The organism is Pseudodesulfovibrio sp. 7M6, assembly GCF_050058625.1.
GTDB lineage: Bacteria > Desulfobacterota > Desulfovibrionia > Desulfovibrionales > Desulfovibrionaceae > Pseudodesulfovibrio > Pseudodesulfovibrio salinus.
In genome coordinates this window covers 3,406,111-3,423,122 of sequence record NZ_CP188816.1, presented here as the reverse complement: position 1 = coordinate 3,423,122, position 17,012 = coordinate 3,406,111, and the positions used below count along the sequence as shown (strand labels likewise).

The window sequence follows — 17,012 nt, the reverse complement described above, 5'->3', positions numbered from 1 at the left end:
GGGGAATTCTCCGCGGCACAAGATTTTGGTTCACAGGGGACATTCATATATGTAATATGTTGGCCTGACAAATTTGGCAAAAAAAAGACAAAATTTGCAGAATTGTAAAGTACAAAAAATACTAATTTGTAGAAGCCTAGGAAAATCGCCACTGTTCAGTTGGCCTTCCTTTTGCATTGTGGGCGGCGGAGGTATCCCCATATGAACTTTGCTGACAACGCTTTCATCCTGATCTGTGCGGCCCTGGTCATGTTCATGACCCCCGGCCTCGCGCTCTTTTACGGCGGACTGGTGCGTTCCAAGAACGTGCTCGCCACCATCATGCAGTCATTCATCATGCTCGGGCTCATGTCCGTGCTTTGGGCCGTCATCGGCTACACGCTCTCTTTCGGCCACGATATCGGCGGCTTCATCGGCGGCCTGGACTTTGTTTTTCTGAACGGTGTGGGCATGACCAATGCCGGGTCTCCGGCCGAAAACCTGCCACATATGACCTTCATGATCTTCCAATGCATGTTCGCGGTCATCACGCCCGCCCTGATCACCGGGGCATTTGCGGAACGGATGAAATTCGGCGGCTTCATGGTCTTTTCCGCCCTGTGGCTGATCCTGGTCTACTGCCCCATGTGCCACTGGGTGTGGGGGGGCGGCTGGATGGGCCAGATGGGCGCGCTCGACTTTGCGGGCGGCGCGGTTGTCCATATGAGCTCCGGCGCGGCCGCACTCTGTTGCGCCATCCTCATCGGCAAGCGCAAGGGGCACGGCTCCACGGCCTTCATTCCCCATAACCTGCCCATGACTATTTTGGGCGCAGCCATCCTCTGGTTCGGCTGGTTTGGATTCAATGCCGGGTCCGCCCTGGCCGCAGACGGTCTGGCCGCCAGCGCCTTCGTGGCCACACACATGGCCACTGCCGCTGCCGCTTTGTCCTGGATTGTCGCCGAGTGGATGCACGGCGGCAAGGCCACCACCCTTGGAGCTGCCTCCGGCGCGGTTGCCGGACTGGTCGCCATCACCCCGGCCGCCGGTTTCGTCACTCCCATGTGGGCCATCGTCCTCGGACTGGCCGCCGGTGTGATCTGCTACGGCGGTATCATGCTCAAGAACCGTTTCGGGTATGACGATGCCCTGGACGTGGTCGGGATTCACGGCCTGGGCGGCACCTTCGGGGCGCTGGGCACCGGCGTGCTGGCCACGGTTGGCGCGAAAGGCCTCATCGCGGGCAATCCCCATCAGCTTTGGGTGCAGTTCGTGTCCGTGGTCGTCACCTGGGCATTCTGTTTTGTCATGACCTTCATCATATTCAAGGTCGTGGACGCCACGGTTGGCCTGCGTGCCTCGGATGAGGAACAGGACCGGGGCATGGATGTTTCCGAACACTCCGAAACCGGGTATCAGATGTAGTGCGGTGCGGGATGCCGTGGCATCCCATGCTTGCAGAACAGCCAAGCTACTCCAAGGAGACAGCGATATGAAGAAGATTGAAATCATCACCCGGACCTTCAAGCTCGACGAGGTCAAGTCGGCGCTGGCGGAAGTGGGCGTCAGGGGCATGACCGTGGCCGAGGTCAAGGGATTCGGCCGTCAGGGCGGACACAAGGAAGTCTACCGTGGTGCGGAATACCAGGTGGATTTCGTGCCCAAGATCAAGATCGACGTGGTTGTCGAGGACGACATGGCCGCCCAGGTAGTGGAGGCGGCCCGTTCGGCCGCGCATACCGGTCAGGTCGGCGACGGCAAGATATTCGTCTCCCCGGTGGATGAAGTGGTTCGCATCCGTACCGGTGAGACCGGAGACGACGCAGTTTAACACGCGGTTCCGCCGTGCGCGCCTCTCGGCGGAACCGCGCAGGCCGGTCCCGGCACCTGATCCGTGCCGGGTGCCGAGCCTATCCCCGGAATGACTGAAGCGGCCGGGTTCCCGCATCCGGGAGCACCCGGCCGCTCCGTCCATTCCCTCACCTTGCCCAAGTACGGCCCCTCCCGTACCATCACAGCCATGTCCGCAGACATTCATCTCCCCGAATCCGCCCGGCGGCTGAAGACTGCCAGGGAAGACCTCCGGCAACGGGCCGAGGCCGGTTCCGTGGGCGGTTTTGCCTGGGAATATGCCCATCTGGTGGATCGCTACTTCGAGGAACGCATCCTGGAAGCCGGTCCGCAGCGCTTTTCCTTCACCCTTGTCGGGGTGGGCGGCTACGGGCGCGGCAGGCTTTGTCCCGGCTCGGATATCGACATCCTGCTGCTGTTTCACCGGCGTATTCCCCGCGCTGTGGAACCATTTGTAAAAACGCTGCTCTTTCCCCTGTGGGACCTTGGGCTGGACCTCGGGCACGGCGTGCGCACCGTGGCCGACTGCGTTTCCCTTTCCATCAAGGACTATCAGGTGCTGGCCTCGCTGCTGGATGCCCGGCCCCTGGCCGGGGACGCGGCCGTTTTTTCGGCGTTCCACGCGGCCTTCGACCGCAAGGTGCTGCGCCGCAAGGGTGCGTCCTTTGCCGCCGCGCTTCGGGAGCACAACGAGACCAGGGCCGTCAAGTACGGAGACGCCACCGGGATGCTGGAGCCCGAGCTCAAGAACGGACTGGGCGGGTTGCGCGACGGCCAGCAGGTACGCTGGCTCTGCCGGGTCATGGAGGCCAATGGGCGCAGGCCGGTCTTCCTGCCCGAGGAACTGGCCGGACTGCGGGAGGACCAGGATTTTCTGAACCGCGTCCGCACGGCTCTGCATCTCTCTGCGGGGCGCAAGAACGACCGCCTCTTTTTCGATCTCCAGCCGCCCACGGCAGGGCTCATGGGGTTCACGGCCCAGGGCCAGTCGCCCGAGGCGAAGGGGCGGAGCGTGGAGTTCTTTCTCTCCCGTCTGCATCAGGCCATGACACGGATTAAGGCCATGCGGGAAGGGTTGTTCCTGGACGGGTTCCCGGATCTGGGGCCAAGGGATCTTCCCGATGTTCACACAGCAAATATCCGGGCCACACCTCGTGGCATCCGGTTTGCCGACGACTCTCCGGTAACGCCCGGCGACGTGCTGAACGCGCTGCTGGAGAGCGGCCGCACCGGCCTGCCTCTGGCCTGGACCGCCCGGCGGCTCATCCGATACGCCCCGGAGCGGTATGCATCGGAGTTGCGCGGCCATCCCGGCACCTTGACCACGCTGGTAAAAATTTTTCTGTCGCCCCACGTTGCCACGGCCTGCGACGGGCTGATCGGCACCCGCCTGCTCCCGGCGTTGTTCCCGGAATTTGCGGCCGTGGAGCACCTCATCCAGTTCAACGACTATCATGTCCACCCGGTGGGGCGGCACACGCTGGAGGCCATAGCCCGTCTTTCGTCCTTTTTGTCGGACGAGGAATGGGCCGGGGAGATTGCCCGGCGCATCCCGGACTACAGCCGGGTTCTGTTGGCCGGATTTTTCCACGATCTCGGCAAGCTGGAGCCGGACCATAGCGAGGCGGGGGAAAGGATCGCCCGCGAGGTGCTCTCCGGCTATGGTTGTGACCGTAAGACCGTGGCGGACGTCGCTTTTCTGGTGCGCAACCATCTGGTCCTCCCGGCAGCGGCCACGCGCCGCGATCTTTCGGACGAGCGGGTGGCCGCCGAGGTTGCCGGGGTGGCGGGCAACCCGGAACGGCTGGACATGCTCTATCTGCTCACCGTTGCCGACTCCATGGCTACGGGGCCGCGCGCCTGGAATTCTTGGACGCGAACCCTGCTGGCCGAGCTGTATTACAAGGTCCGCAACCTGCTGCTGCATGGGCCGCTGGCCGGGCCGGACGCGGCGGAGCGCATGGTCCGTGCCCGGGGCGAGGTGCTGCGCGTGGCAGGCGATCTGGACCCGGACCTGGTGGAGGCCGCCATCCGGGCCATGCCGCCAAGGGCCTTTCTCGCTCTGGATGCAGAAATCCTGGTCGGACACATCCGGCTGGTCCGGCGGCTGTGGAGTGCCGTGGCCGAGGACCGGATGCGCAAGCCCTCCAGCGTGGGCGGCAAGGGAGTGAATCTGGTGGAGGCCGGGCCGGGCAGGGTGGAGAACACCTATCGCCTGACCATCGCCGCCTTGGACCGCACCGGCCTGTTCGCCATCATGGCCGGGGCCATTGCCCTGCACGGCATGGATATTCTGTCTTGCGATCTGTTTACCTGGAAGGATGGCACGGCTGTGGACGTCTTCACCGTGCGGCGCCCGCCGGAGAATCTGTATATCGAGGAGGTCTGGGCGCGCATTTCCCGGTCCATCGGCTATGCCCTGACCGGTAAGCTTGATCTGGCCTACCGGCTGGAGGAGCGGCGGCGCTCGCCGTTGCACAAGGGGCGGTCCGGTCCAAGGCTTACGCCCTTGGTCTCGGTGGACAATAACGGCAGCGATTTCTACACCATCGTCGAGGTGGCGGCCACGGACCGCACCGGATTCCTCTACGACATGGCGCGGACCCTGGCCGAAAAAAAAGTTTCCATCCATATGGCCAGTATTTCCACCATCGAAGGCAGGGCCGCGGACGTGTTCCATGTCCGCGATGAAGAAGGGCGCAAGATGACCGATCCGGACCGGCTGGACGACTTGCGCAAGGCTCTGCTCCATGCGGCCGGAGCACATCACCGAAAGAAAAAATAACTGTCATAATCCCGGTTCATACAGTATGAAGTGTGAATGGAAGAAAGCGGATCTTATTTAAAAAATATATGGCGCCAGTTTTTTCAGGACCATGAGGAGTGGCTTGTCGCCCGCATTTTGGCGTTGGCCAAACAGCAAGACTACACCGAGTATTCGAGCACCCTGGTGGAAATATGGCAGGCGTCCATTTCCGGACTGAGCGATTCGTTGATCCAGGCCCTTTCCCTGGATGTGCCGGGGGGAGAGCGCCTTTCGCCGACCGAGGAGATGAGCGGGGACCCGACCCTGAAATATGTCGTGGAGGAAGCCCAAAAGCACCGCAAGCGCGGACTGCCCCTGCCGGTGTTCCTCGGACTCTTCAAGCATTATCGCGACAGCTATTTCGACTTGTTGGAGAGCAAGGGAGGGTTCCTTGAGGATCGGGAGTCCTGTTTCGCCGGGGTCAGCCGTTTCTTCGACCGTGCGGAAATAGCCATTTGCAGCGACTGGCTGGCCGTGGCCGGAGACCGGCGCATCGGCGAGTTGCAGGCGTGCAACATGGCCATGACCAACGAGAAGAATCGGTTCCTGACCCTGTTCGAAAGTTTGGTGACGCCGGTTTTCCTTCTGGACGACGCCCTGAATGTCGAGGCCCTGAATCGGTCAGCCGTCGAGTATTTCGGCCCTGCAAAGGCCGAGGCGGCAATGAATCAACCCTTGCGGGAGGTCGTTCCCTGGTTGGCGGGTGCATTGGACGATGCGTGCGCGAAGACGGACGGTGAGTGCCTGCTCGACGTCAATGGGGTTACCGCTCTTGGATACAGACATTTCAAGGTTTCGGTGGCCCATATGTCCGACGTGTCGGACAAGTTTACCGGCCTGACCGTGGTGCTCGACGACATCACCCGGCTGGTGGAGGCCACGGAGGAGCTGGAGGGCGAGCGGAATCGCGTGGCCCGCTATCTGGATGTCATCGGGTCCATGCTGCTCGGCCTGGATGCCTCGGGCAACATCACTCTGATCAACAAGGCGGGAAAGGTACTGCTGGGGCGGGAAGACGAGGACCTCATCGGTCGCAACTGGATCGATCTGGCCGTTCCCGTGGAGGAACGGGCCTCTGTCCACAGCTATTTCAGCTCCATTGTGGAAGGTCGGACGAGTGATGAGGAGGAGCGGGTCAACCACGTCAAGCCCCGCACCGGAGAGGTCCGGCTGATTGCCTGGAAAAACAGACTGCTCAAGAACGAAAAAGGGCATGTCGTCGGTATCCTCTGCGCAGGCAACGACATTACCGCCCGGGTCAAGGCCGAGCGGCTGTTGCAGGAGCGGGAGGCGACCTATCGGGCTCTGTTCGAAAACAATCATGCCGTCATGCTGCTGGTCGATCCGCGCTGCGGGGATATCCGGGACGCCAATCCCGCTGCATCCGAGTTCTACGGATATTCGTTGAAGGCCCTGCGGACCATGAACATGGCTGAAATCAGCGTTCTTAGCGAAAATGAAACCTATCAGGAAATGATAAAGGCCAGAGTGCAGAAACGTTCCTACTTCCTGTTCCGCCACCGGTTGGCGTCCGGTGAGGTGCGGGATGTGGAAGTGTACTCCGGCCCGGTCATGATCCAGGGACGCCAGCTGTTGTATTCGCTGGTCCATGACGTGACCCGTCGGACCCGCCTGGAGCGGGAACTGGAGCGCATGGCCACCACCGATGCCCTGACCGGGGCGGACAACCGGCACCAGTTTTTCTATCGGGCGGAGAGCGAACTGCGCCGGGCCTCCCGCTATGGCCGCCCGCTGACCTTTCTCATGCTCGATATCGACTACTTCAAGGATATCAATGACTCCTACGGGCATCAGGCCGGAGATAAGGTGCTCAAGGCCTTGGTCAAGATGGTCCGCAAGGAGTTGCGTGAAATTGATATTTTCGGCAGGCTGGGGGGCGAGGAGTTCGCCGCCGTGCTGCCCGAAACCTCGGTGGAGGCAGGGCAGATGGTGGCTACGCGGCTGTGCCGTTCAGCCGCGGAGCTTTCCGTCCGGGATGGGGCGGAGTGCGAGATCGGTTTTACCGTGTCCATAGGAGTGGCCGGTATCAGTGCCGGGGGCGAAAGTGTGGAAGAGGCCCTTCGGCGAGCTGATGAAGCACTGTACCGGGCCAAGGAACAGGGGCGAAACCGTGTGGAGTCGGCCTGAATCGCTTTGCCGCATGGCGATGCCGTTTAAGCCTTCAGAAAATCATATTTCCCGACGCCTTGGATGAGCAGGTACTCGGCGGGTTCGTCCGTCGCGTTGGCCACGGCATGGACTGTTCCCGGTTCTATCTGGACCCGCTGGCCCGGGGCAAGCTCCACGTTTTCCCGGTCTCCTGTCCTGTCCGTCCTGGGCAGTCTCGTCACGCGAATGCGCCCGGTGAGGCAGACCATGGTGTCCGTTACCTCGGTGTGCCGATGTTCCGGCGTGGCGGCCCCTGGCCCCAGGGGCATGATCCTGACCTGGACGTCATCGGTACGCAGAATGGTCTTCGGTCCTGTTTCCTCAGCTTTCATGCGGCCTCCATTTTGGCAGGGGTAGCATGACGCCGACGCAAGGACAATATGGCCTTTCGAATCCTCTCTATGCAACGTCCTGCATGTTTTCAACTAGCCGGTTTCGCCCTGAAAAAGCCTTGACGTTTCGCAAGGGGTTTGGGATATGATCTTCAGTCTTAAGTGACTGTTTTCACAATTTGCACAAGCGTGGTTCGCGGAATGTGAAGCCCCTTGCTCCGGTTGGAGCGGGTTGCGGCACAGTTCTTCGAACCTGTATGAGATACACAATGACATTCGAGTCCCAGCTTGCAGAGCGGAAGGCGGAATTAGCGGAAAAATGGGCTGATCTGGTTCTCCGGACCTACCCCAAGGAAACCCAGAAAGTATGGGGCCGCCAGAAGGACCGGTTTCAAAACCCGGTCGGGGCGACCATCATCGAGACTACCCGGGAATTGATGGATCATATTCTGGAGTGGACGGATGCCGAGGGCATGGCCCGAAGCCTGGACAAACTCATCCGAATACGGTCCGTACAAGATTTCTCCCCTTCTCAAGCGCTCAGCTTCGTCTATTTGCTGAAAAAACTCCTTCGCGACGAGTTCTTCCAGGAAATGAAATCCGAAGGGCGGCTGGAGGAACTCATGCGGTTCGAGGCCAAGGTCGACAACCTGGCCATGATGTCTTTCGACATCTACACGAAAAGTCGCGAACTGATATACCGGATGCGCGTGGATGAGGTGAAGCGCGCCCAGAGCAACCTGCTCCGGAAAGCCGGTATGATTGCGGACGTTGCGGTCGATTCTTCGACCGATTAGGTACGTGTCTTAGGGGGTTGTGTTGGCTTGAGGGAGGGCCGGGCGCGAAAGTGTCCGGCATTTCGGCCGGGGGGTTGCCTGTGCCGAATGTACTTTCCCGGCTGGGCTTTTGCGACATTACACATCCCGAATCCGCGTGCCGAAAGTGGCAGGCCTGCCGGAGTGAGTCCCGGCCGGTCCAACCTTCAAGCGAGGTGACGGTAGATGAATGCTCTTTACTCACTTCTGTTTGTCTTTCTCCTGGTGTTGATCCCGTTATTTGGGGTTGACGCGGCACACCTGAGGATTTTCTTCGGTGTCTGCGTCCCTATGACGGCGTTCATCATCTTCCTTCTCGGCTTTATTTATAAAGTCGTCACCTGGGCCCGGAGCGCAGTGCCGTTTCGGATTCCCACAACCGGCGGCCAGTTCCAGTCTTTCGATCCCGAGCTGTTCAAGCAGAACAAGCTGGACTGTCCCCAGACCGGTGCACAGACGTTTTTCCGCATGGTCCTGGAGGTTTTCGCCTTCCGGTCCCTGTTCCGCAACACCGCGGTGTCTCTGCACGAAAACAACGGTCCCGTGGTTGCCTACAAGTCGAGCAAGTGGCTCTGGGGCTTTGCCCTCGTTTTCCACTACTCGTTCTTCATCGTGGCCCTGCGGCACCTGCGGCTTTTCCTTGAGCCCATTCCCTTCTTCGTGCACGGGCTGGAGTTCGTGGACGGCATCCTGCAGATCGGCGCTCCCACCATGTACCTGACCGACCTCGGTCTGGTGTGCGGCCTGATCCTGCTGCTCGGACGGCGGTTCGTTAATCCCCGGATCAACTACATCAGCTACGTGTCCGACTTCTTCCCGCTGTTCCTGCTGCTGGCGGTTGCCCTTTCCGGCATTTACATGCGCTACTATGCCAAGGTGGATGTCCTCGCCATCAAGGAACTGACCATGGGGCTGGTCACCTTCCACTTCCACGTGCCCGATACCATCGCCGCACCTTTCTTCATTCACGTCTTCCTGGTGAGCGTGCTCATGGCGTACTTCCCGTTCAGCAAGCTGATGCACATGCCGGGCGTTTTCCTTTCGCCCACGCGCAACATGCCGAACGACACCCGCGCCAAACATCACGTGAACCCCTGGAACGATCCGAACATCAAGGCACACGCCTACGCGGACTACGAGAAGGAATTCGGCGTTCCCATGGCTGAGGCGGGGCTTCCCCTGGACAACCCCGAGAACGGCAAGCCTCATGACGAGGCGGACGCCTAGGGTCCTCCTTCGAGCGACACTTCTATTAAGGAGAGAATCAATATGTCCAACATCCCCAAAGCAGACGAGCTCTTCAAGAGCATAGACTATACGCCGCCGGTCACGGGCTGGATGGAGACCCCTGTGGACTTCTCGCCCGGCAACTGGTGCTACCCCGCCAAGCCGGAAAAAATGGAATACATGGAGTCCAAGCTGCCCGGCCTGTGGGGCCCGGCACGCCAGTGGAATCCTGCCGACGCCGACTGGAAGCTGCCTTCCGATTGGAAGGAGACCGTGGTCAACGGGTTCCGTGAGCGCCTCAAGAAGTTCCGCACCCTCCAGGTGTTCATGGACATCTGTGTGCGTTGCGGCGCCTGCGCCGACAAATGTCACTTCTTCATCGGTTCCGGCGATCCCAAGAACATGCCCGTTCTTCGCGCCGAGCTGATGCGCTCCGTTTACCGTGGCGAGTTCACCCTGGCAGGCAAAATCCTGTCCAAGTTCACTGGCTCCCGCGTCATGGAAGAAGATGTGCTGAAAGAGTGGTTCATCTACTTCTACCAGTGCACTCAGTGCCGCCGTTGTTCGCTGTACTGTCCGTACGGCATCGACACCGCGGAAATGACCATGATGGCCAGGGAGCTGATGCACCTGGTCGGCCTGAATACCAACTGGATCATGGAGCCGGTTTCCAACTGTAATATCACCGGTAACCACCTCGGCATCCAGCCGCACGCCTTCAAGGACATCGTGGACTTCATGGTCGACGATATCGAAGAGGTCACCGGCCGCCGGGTCAAGGCCCCGCTGAACGAAAAGGGCCACGAGATCCTGTTCATCACCCCCTCGGGCGATGTCTTCGCCGATCCCGGCATCTATACCTTCATGGGCTACCTGCTCCTCTTCGACTACCTGGATCTGGATTACACCATGTCCACGTATGCCTCCGAGGGCGGCAACTTCGGCTCGTTCACCAACAACGAAGTCATGAAGAAGCTCAACGCCAAGATGTACGCCGAGGCCAACCGCCTGGGCTGTAAGTGGATTCTCGGCGGCGAGTGCGGCCACATGTGGCGTGTCGTCCACCAGTACATGGATACCATGAACGGCGACACCCAGGGCCCCCAGATGACCACCCCGAAGTCCCCGATCACCGGCACCGTGTTCAACAACGCTGCGGCCACCAAGATGGTCCACATCGTCGAGTTCACCGCCGACCTCATGAAGCACGGCAAGCTGCGCCTCGACCCGAGCCGCAACGACCACCTGCGCGTCACCTTCCACGACTCCTGCAACCCCGCACGGGGCATGGGCCTGCTGGACGAGCCGCGCTACGTGCTCAAGCATGTCTGCAACAACTACTTCGAAATGCCTCCCCAGACCACCCGTGAGCAGACCTTCTGCTGCGCCGGCGGTTCGGGCCTGAATACCGATGAGATCATGGAAATCCGCCTGCGCGGCGGCCTGCCCCGCGGCAACGCCCTGCGCTACGTGCAGGAACAGCACGGCGTGAACCTGATGGCCTGTATCTGCGCCATTGACCGTGCGACCCTGATCCCGCTGGCCGATTACTGGGCCCCGGGCGTGACCATCTCCGGCACGCACGAACTGGTGGCAAACGCCCTGGTTCTGGAGGAAGGCGAAGTCCGCACCATGGACATGCGCCAGGAGCCTCTGCCCGGTTTCGAGGACGAGGATGACGACTGGACTCCCCCGAACATGGAGGAAGCATAGATGAAAATGCATTACGGGTTTCCCATAATCGCCGGCCTGCTCATTTTCGTCGTCGCGATCACCGCGCCGTTCGCCATGGGCAAGGTCGTCACCAAACAGTACAAGCAGCCCGAACCCAAGAAAGTGGTTGGGGAGAAGGAGTGCATCGAGTCCACCGACTACATGCGCCGTCACCACATGGAGCTGCTCAACCAGTGGCGGGACTGGGCCCTGCGCGACGGCAAGCGCATCTATACGAACCACGAGGGCAAGCAGTTCACCATCAGCCTGCAGAACACCTGCATGAAGTGCCACTCCAACAAGGCCGAGTTCTGTGACAAGTGCCACAACGACGCCGGTGTCTCTCCCTATTGCTGGGATTGCCATGTTCAGCCGGAGGGTTTGAAGTAATGAAGAACAGCAGAAGAAACTTCATCAAGCTTGCCGGGATAGCTGCCGCCTCCCTCGCCGTTGCCCCCAAGGCCATGGCGAACAGCGGCGGACACTCGCCGGTTTCCGTCAACCCCAAGGCCGTTCATGCAAAACAGTGGGCCATGGTCATCGACACCACCAAGCTGAACACTGCGGAAGCCATCAACAAGCTGGCCGACGCCTGCCACCGCGATCACAACGTGCCCGAGGTGGAAGGTCCGCAGGAGATCAAGTGGCTGTGGCACGACACCTATGCCCATACCTTCCCTGAGCAGGAAAACCCGCACATGGCCGAAGAGGTGCACCATCGCGTGTACCCTCTGCTGTGCAACCACTGTGAGCATCCCTCCTGTGTGCGCGTCTGCCCCACCAAGGCCACTTTCAAGCGGCCCGACGGCATCGTTGCCATGGACTACCACCGCTGCATCGGCTGCCGTTACTGCATGGCCGCCTGTCCGTTCGGTTCCCGGTCCTTCAACTGGGCGACTCCGCGTAACAATCTGGACCTCTCCAAGCTCAATCCCGAGTTCCCCACCCGCATGCGCGGCGTGGTCGAAAAATGCAACTTCTGCGTGGAGCGCCTTGCCGTGGGCAAGATGCCGGTCTGCGTGGAGGCCTCGGAAGGAGCCATCGTGTTCGGCGATCTCTATGATCCCGAGTCGCCGGTGCGGAAGGTTCTTCGTGAGAAGTTCACCATCCGCAGGAAGCCGTCCGTCGGCACCGAGCCCTGCGTCTACTACGTCATTTAGGAGGAATCAGAATGCTTGAATTAGCTCTCAAAGGTTCCAAGAGATACTACGGCTGGATTGCATTCCTCCTGGTCCTGATCGTCATCGGGTTCGTGGCCTATGTGCGCCAGCTCACCTACGGTCTTACCCTCACCGGTATGGGCCGTGACGTATCCTGGGGCTTCTACATCTCGCAGCTGACCTACCTGGTCGGTCTGGCCGCCTCCGGCGTCATGATCGTGCTGCCCAACTACTTCCACTCCTACAAGACCAACAAACACATGGTCGTGTTCGGTGAGTTCATGGCCATCGCCGCCTGTATAATGTGTCTGCTCTTTGTCGTGGTCGACATTGGTCAGCCGCAGCGGATGATGAACATGATCTTCCATCCGACTCCGAACTCCATCCTGTTTTGGGATATGATCGTCATCAACGGCTATCTGTTCCTGAACCTGCTGGTGGGCTGGAACTGCCTGCAGGCGGACCGCGTGCACCTGCCGCACCCCCAGTGGCTCAAGCCGCTGATCTACCTGTCCGTCATCTGGGCCTTCTCCATCCACACCGTGACCGCGTTCCTGTACCAGGGACTGCCCGGCCGCCACTACTGGCTCACCGCCATCCTGGCTGCCCGCTTCCTGGCCAGCGCCTTCTGCGCCGGACCCGCGATCCTGTTGCTGGTCATGATGGTCACCGAGAAGGTGACCACCTTCAAGATGGCCAAGAATGCCGTGAAAACCCTGGTGAAGATCATTGCCTATGCCATGTGCATCAACATGTTCTTCTTTGCCTGTGAGGTCTTCACTTCCTTCTACTCCAACATCCCCGGTCACATGCATCCGCTGATCTACCTGTTCGCAGGCGCTCACGGACATCATGAGCTGGTCGGTCTGATGTGGACCTTCATCGCCTTCGCGATCATTTCGATCATCGCCCTGGTGACTCCGAAGCTCCGCAACAACTACAAGCTGCTGCCCTGGACCCTGGTCATTCTGGTTATCGCGACCTGGCTGGACAAGGGCCTCGGCCTGCTCATCGGCGGGTTCAACCCGACCCCGTTCGACACCATCACCCCGTACTGGCCCACCGGCAACGAGATGATGGTCTCCATGATGATCTACGCCATCGGCGCCCTGATCGTCACCGTGCTCTTCAAGATCGCAACCAGCGTCAAGGAAGAAGTGGGTCACTCCCAGCTTCTGCCCTGCGGTTGCTCCACCGAAGACCACTGCGACTGCGCGGCAAAGGCTGAAGCCGCTGCCGAGTAGACGCACACAAGCCGATAGCCTGGCCACAACGTCACCTCGCTAGATTAGGCTGAATGCAAGGGCCGCTCCTGAAAAGGAGCGGCCCTTTTTATCGTTTCGGGAGAAGCTGGGTGGGAGGGCGCGTGGATCGGCTCGGCAACGTCCGGTCCCTTGCCGGGATGATTGTCTGGTTTGTCTCAGGTGCTGGCGAGAGCGCGCGTTCTATTGGAGATTTGTGATGGTCCTGTCATCGGGCGGCATGGCCCAGGGCGGCAAGGAGTTCCGCAAAACTGTCCTCTTCCGTCTGCCCGGCCGTATCTATCCGAAGGGCTTCGCCCTGGCTCCACGCAACATATTCCCGACGGCACACATCTTCCCAGGTCGGTTTTTTCAGTCCCGGTATGTCGCTGGGCCGTGACTCTATGCGGGCACGGTGTTCATCCGTGTCCGAACAGCGGATTTCAATATTGACGCGGCCCGCTTTTGCATTGTAGGCGATCTCGTTCCACTCTACGCGAGTCAGCGGGATGGGGTTGCAGGAGTCCGCTACCACACTGATGCCGTTGGTCAGATTGTCGGCGGCAATACGGTAGGCAAGCCGGTATCCCTCGCCCTCGACCCGGCAGGAGCACAGGTCTCGAAGTCCTTGCTCAATGGTATCGATCCGCAAATAGCAGGCACCGACATGGGCGGAAAGCCGTTTGGCCAACGCCGTCTTTCCCGATCCGGGAAGCCCTGAAAATATGTAGAGCACGGGATGGTCGACCATAAGGACTCCTTGCCCGGACAGGTCCGGACTTTTTCGGGCGTTCCGCTTTTCAGCCAGACTAGAGAATATGGGACACAATTGGAAGACTCGGCCCGGAATCCGGGCCGGATGTTAATAGCGTATCTTGTGCCGAATCGTGCATAGCCCGGTTTGCGTTGCCAGAAAGTCACGTGCATGGCATAAATCGTGACCCCGGGGGAATAGGGCGGTGCAAAGAGCAAGATATGGCATTCATTTAATGACGCGAGGCAGACATGAACATCGGAAATTACACCTTTGAGGAGTTCAAGGCGATAGCCAAGTCGTTTCATGGCTATCCGGCTCCCGGCCTCCTGATTGGCGGTTACATGGTTGAGGCGGCAAAGGCGCGTATCCCGGAGGGCACGCTGTTCGAGGCGCTGGTGGAGTCGGGCAAGTGTCTGCCCGATGCCGTGCAGTTGCTCACGCTGTGTTCCACGGGCAACAACTGGATGAAGGTCAAGTTGCTTGGGCGCTATGCCGTTTCCCTGTATGATAAATTTACGGGCAAGGGTGTTCGCGTGGCTGTCGACGCCAAAAAGCTCGCCGACTGGCCCGAGATCCGGGCATGGTTTCTGAAGGAAAAGCCCAAGGCGGAGCAGGATACGGACAAACTGTTCGAAGAGATCGAGCAGGCCGGTGACACCATCTGTACTGTCCGGCCCATTGTGGTGGACAAGAAATATTTGGGCCACGGGCACATGACGAGCATTGATATCTGTCCCATCTGCGGAGAGGCGTATCCCGGCTCGGATGGTTCGATCTGTCGCGGCTGTCAGGGCGAGGACCCGTATGTGTCCATGGAAGGGGCCGTCTGCCTGGACGATGCCCCGCCGCTGCACGCGGTGCCGGTGGAGATGGCCGTGGGCCGCAAGGCCGCGCACGACATGACGGGTATTGAGCCCGGCGCGTCCAAGGGGCCGGTGACCAAGGCCGGGGATACCTTTGACGTGGGCGATGTTTGCCGGTTGCAGCGCATCGGCAAGTTCCATGTGTATACCGAGGACGACCTGCCCGGCGGCGAATGGGTCCACGAGAACGAAGCGGTCAAGGCCTTTGCCAAACGCATGGCCGGTGACGGCATCAGCTATGATCCGAATCCCGGCGAGGGCAAGATCAATTTCTTTGCGTCGCGCCCCGGCCTCCTGAGCATTGATCTGGAGGCGCTGGAGCGGTTCAACCTGTCGCCCGACGTGATGCTGGCGACCCGGCATGACGCTTCGGTGATGCCCGAGGGCAAGGGCGTGGGCGGCACGCGAGCCATCCCGCTCTATATCTCCCGCGAGCGGTTCAACCGGGCGCTGGTGGCCCTGGGCGAAGGGCCTGTCCTGCAGGTTCTGCCCATGCGCAAGGCCAAGGTCGGCATTCTGGCCACAGGCACCGAGGTATTTCAGGGACTCATCGACGACAAATTCATTCCCGTCATTTCGTCCAAGGTACTGAACCTCGGCTGCGAGGTTGGCAAGACGGACATCGCGCCCGATGATCGCGAGGCCATCACCAAGGCCGTGAAGGGGATGTTGGACGAGGGATGTGACCTGATCGTGACCACGGCGGGCATGTCCGTGGACCCGGACGACGTGACCCGCGCCGGGCTGGTGGACGCCGGGCTTACCGACGATCATTTCGGCGTGCCCATGCTTCCCGGCACCATGACCCTGATCGGGCATATCGGCTCGGCACAGGTCATCGGGGTGCCTGCCTGCGCACTGTTCTACAAGACCACGTCCTTTGACGTCCTTCTGCCCCGGCTCCTGGCGAACCGGAAGATATCCCGCCGGGAAATAGCCCGTCTGGGCGAGGGCGGCTTCTGCATGACCTGCAAGGTGTGCTCGTTCCCCCGTTGTCCCTTCGGCAAATAACCGATCGGAAGTATTGAAAAGCAGGGCCTCGCGGCGGTTGTCGCGAGGTCTTTTTGCGTGATGCGGGGTAGGGCGGAGGCTTGACGCGAGAGCTCCCGGGTGCCTATTGGTGGGCATCCAGAAGTTGACGGAATTGACAATACAGGAGCGGGATATAGGTATTCCTCTGCTACCGCATCAACCGCCGGTTACGGTATCGGCAACAACAGAGATGATCCGACCATGACCAAACCTGCCACACCGCTATCCTGTAAATGTGCCGCAAATTCGGGCGAACCGCGCATGATCCGCACCGTTGTGGTGGATGATGAGCCGCCCGCGCTGGACGAGTTGACCTGGCTGCTCTCCCGGTTCCCGGATATCGAGATAGTGGCCAAGGCCGAGAGCGGCGACGAGGCCGTCGAGGTCATCGGGCAGACGCTGCCGGACCTGGTTTTTCTGGATATCGAGATGCCGGACAAGAACGGTTTTCAGGTCCTGCGCGAGCTGATGGTCCGGGGCCGTCCGCCGCTGGTGGTCTTTGCCACGGCTTTTGACGAGCACGCCATCCGTGCCTTTGAGCAGAATACGGTGGATTACATCCTGAAGCCCATCTCGCTGGAGCGGATAGGCAAGACCATCGAGCGGGTGCGCGGCCTGCTGGAGCGGCCGACAGGTCAGGAAGAGCGCGAGCGGCTGGAAAGCCTGCTGGCCAAGGTCGGGCTGATGCCCGAAGCCGGGGCCGGAGCGGGAATCGTCCGCATCCCGGTGGAGGATGTGGGGCGCAACGTGCTGCTTTCGCCGGACGAGATTTTGCTGTTCAGCCATCAGGACCGCCGGGTCATGGCGCACACGGAGGATGCCGCATTTCCGTGCAGCCCCGAGCTGTCGCTGGACAAGCTGGAGGAACGGCTGGCGGGATTCAATTTCTTTCGGGCCAACCGGGGCGAGCTGATCAACCTGAAATACGTGCGCAGCTATGCGCCCTGGACCGGCGGCAAATACGTGGTCACCATGTGCCATCGCGATGCCATGGAAATAGCACTGAGCAAAAGCCGGGTACGGCAATTCAAGGCGGCCCTGGGCATCTGACCGGACCGGGAGGGAAG

General features: G+C 60.5%; 14 protein-coding genes. 12 read left to right on the top strand and 2 right to left on the bottom strand.

Annotation, left to right across the window (positions count from 1 at the left end; genetic code table 11):
- The first annotated feature begins 201 nt into the window (after positions 1 to 201).
- The 4 genes from ACI0FG_RS16020 to ACI0FG_RS16005 all read left to right on the top strand — a co-directional run bounded on the left by ACI0FG_RS16020 (position 202) and on the right by ACI0FG_RS16005 (position 6,784).
- Positions 202 to 1,404, top strand: coding sequence for an ammonium transporter (locus ACI0FG_RS16020; protein ID WP_419786009.1), 1,203 nt, complete (start codon positions 202 to 204; stop codon positions 1,402 to 1,404).
- A gap of 67 nt (positions 1,405 to 1,471) precedes the next feature.
- On the top strand, positions 1,472 to 1,810 hold the full coding sequence (locus tag ACI0FG_RS16015) for a P-II family nitrogen regulator (protein ID WP_419786008.1): 339 nt from the start codon (positions 1,472 to 1,474) through the stop codon (positions 1,808 to 1,810).
- Positions 1,811 to 1,900: 90 nt separating this feature from the next.
- Complete coding sequence (locus ACI0FG_RS16010) at positions 1,901 to 4,615, top strand: ACT domain-containing protein (RefSeq protein ID WP_419786007.1); 2,715 nt, start codon at positions 1,901 to 1,903, stop codon at positions 4,613 to 4,615.
- Positions 4,616 to 4,738: 123 nt separating this feature from the next.
- Positions 4,739 to 6,784: a sensor domain-containing diguanylate cyclase gene (locus ACI0FG_RS16005; protein WP_419786006.1), complete on the top strand. Its 2,046-nt coding sequence runs from the start codon at positions 4,739 to 4,741 to the stop codon at positions 6,782 to 6,784.
- Positions 6,785 to 6,810: 26 nt separating this feature from the next.
- On the opposite strand, the gene ACI0FG_RS16000 is transcribed toward ACI0FG_RS16005, so the two are convergent.
- Positions 6,811 to 7,137 carry a cupin domain-containing protein gene (locus ACI0FG_RS16000; RefSeq protein ID WP_419786005.1) on the bottom strand — a complete coding sequence of 109 codons (327 nt, stop codon included), beginning with the start codon at positions 7,135 to 7,137 and terminating at the stop codon, positions 6,811 to 6,813.
- 269 nt (positions 7,138 to 7,406) lie between these two features.
- Between ACI0FG_RS16000 and ACI0FG_RS15995 the strand changes: the two genes are divergently transcribed.
- The 6 genes from ACI0FG_RS15995 to dsrP all read left to right on the top strand — a co-directional run bounded on the left by ACI0FG_RS15995 (position 7,407) and on the right by dsrP (position 13,296).
- Entirely contained in the window at positions 7,407 to 7,934 is a 528-nt protein-coding gene (locus ACI0FG_RS15995; protein ID WP_419786004.1) for an RsbRD N-terminal domain-containing protein, read from the top strand.
- A 204-nt stretch (positions 7,935 to 8,138) separates the two neighbouring features.
- Entirely contained in the window at positions 8,139 to 9,179 is a 1,041-nt protein-coding gene (dsrM, locus tag ACI0FG_RS15990; protein ID WP_419786003.1) for a sulfate reduction electron transfer complex DsrMKJOP subunit DsrM, read from the top strand.
- Positions 9,180 to 9,221: 42 nt separating this feature from the next.
- Positions 9,222 to 10,892 carry a sulfate reduction electron transfer complex DsrMKJOP subunit DsrK gene (dsrK, locus tag ACI0FG_RS15985; protein ID WP_419786002.1) on the top strand — a complete coding sequence of 557 codons (1,671 nt, stop codon included), beginning with the start codon at positions 9,222 to 9,224 and terminating at the stop codon, positions 10,890 to 10,892.
- Complete coding sequence (dsrJ, locus tag ACI0FG_RS15980; RefSeq protein WP_419786001.1) at positions 10,893 to 11,282, top strand: sulfate reduction electron transfer complex DsrMKJOP subunit DsrJ; 390 nt, start codon at positions 10,893 to 10,895, stop codon at positions 11,280 to 11,282.
- Positions 11,282 to 12,052 (top strand): sulfate reduction electron transfer complex DsrMKJOP subunit DsrO, encoded by a 771-nt coding sequence (gene dsrO / locus ACI0FG_RS15975; RefSeq protein ID WP_419786000.1) that lies wholly within the window; start codon positions 11,282 to 11,284, stop codon positions 12,050 to 12,052. The genes dsrJ and dsrO overlap by 1 nt, the downstream gene beginning before the upstream one ends.
- A gap of 11 nt (positions 12,053 to 12,063) precedes the next feature.
- Positions 12,064 to 13,296: a sulfate reduction electron transfer complex DsrMKJOP subunit DsrP gene (gene dsrP, locus ACI0FG_RS15970; RefSeq protein WP_419785999.1), complete on the top strand. Its 1,233-nt coding sequence runs from the start codon at positions 12,064 to 12,066 to the stop codon at positions 13,294 to 13,296.
- 226 nt (positions 13,297 to 13,522) lie between these two features.
- Here the strand turns inward: dsrP and ACI0FG_RS15965 are convergent, their stop codons facing one another.
- On the bottom strand, positions 13,523 to 14,044 hold the full coding sequence (locus ACI0FG_RS15965) for an AAA family ATPase (RefSeq protein WP_419785998.1): 522 nt from the start codon (positions 14,042 to 14,044) through the stop codon (positions 13,523 to 13,525).
- A 254-nt stretch (positions 14,045 to 14,298) separates the two neighbouring features.
- Here ACI0FG_RS15965 and ACI0FG_RS15960 point away from each other — a divergent pair, with 254 nt between their 5' ends.
- Positions 14,299 to 15,924 carry an FmdE family protein gene (locus ACI0FG_RS15960; protein WP_419785997.1) on the top strand — a complete coding sequence of 542 codons (1,626 nt, stop codon included), beginning with the start codon at positions 14,299 to 14,301 and terminating at the stop codon, positions 15,922 to 15,924.
- A gap of 282 nt (positions 15,925 to 16,206) precedes the next feature.
- On the top strand, positions 16,207 to 16,995 hold the full coding sequence (locus ACI0FG_RS15955; RefSeq protein WP_419785996.1) for a LytR/AlgR family response regulator transcription factor: 789 nt from the start codon (positions 16,207 to 16,209) through the stop codon (positions 16,993 to 16,995).
- Positions 16,996 to 17,012 lie beyond the last annotated feature (17 nt).

Coding starts and splice junctions, on each gene's coding strand:
- dsrM (WP_419786003.1), top strand. CDS start 8,139: ATGAATGCTCTTTACTCACTTCTGTTTGTCTTTCTCCTGGTGTTGATC.
- ACI0FG_RS16020 (WP_419786009.1), top strand. CDS start 202: ATGAACTTTGCTGACAACGCTTTCATCCTGATCTGTGCGGCCCTGGTC.
- ACI0FG_RS15955 (WP_419785996.1), top strand. CDS start 16,207: ATGATCCGCACCGTTGTGGTGGATGATGAGCCGCCCGCGCTGGACGAG.
- ACI0FG_RS16000 (WP_419786005.1), bottom strand. CDS start 7,137: ATGAAAGCTGAGGAAACAGGACCGAAGACCATTCTGCGTACCGATGAC.
- dsrO (WP_419786000.1), top strand. CDS start 11,282: ATGAAGAACAGCAGAAGAAACTTCATCAAGCTTGCCGGGATAGCTGCC.
- ACI0FG_RS15995 (WP_419786004.1), top strand. CDS start 7,407: ATGACATTCGAGTCCCAGCTTGCAGAGCGGAAGGCGGAATTAGCGGAA.
- dsrP (WP_419785999.1), top strand. CDS start 12,064: ATGCTTGAATTAGCTCTCAAAGGTTCCAAGAGATACTACGGCTGGATT.
- ACI0FG_RS16010 (WP_419786007.1), top strand. CDS start 1,901: ATGACTGAAGCGGCCGGGTTCCCGCATCCGGGAGCACCCGGCCGCTCC.
- ACI0FG_RS15965 (WP_419785998.1), bottom strand. CDS start 14,044: ATGGTCGACCATCCCGTGCTCTACATATTTTCAGGGCTTCCCGGATCG.
- dsrJ (WP_419786001.1), top strand. CDS start 10,893: ATGAAAATGCATTACGGGTTTCCCATAATCGCCGGCCTGCTCATTTTC.
- ACI0FG_RS16015 (WP_419786008.1), top strand. CDS start 1,472: ATGAAGAAGATTGAAATCATCACCCGGACCTTCAAGCTCGACGAGGTC.
- dsrK (WP_419786002.1), top strand. CDS start 9,222: ATGTCCAACATCCCCAAAGCAGACGAGCTCTTCAAGAGCATAGACTAT.
- ACI0FG_RS15960 (WP_419785997.1), top strand. CDS start 14,299: ATGAACATCGGAAATTACACCTTTGAGGAGTTCAAGGCGATAGCCAAG.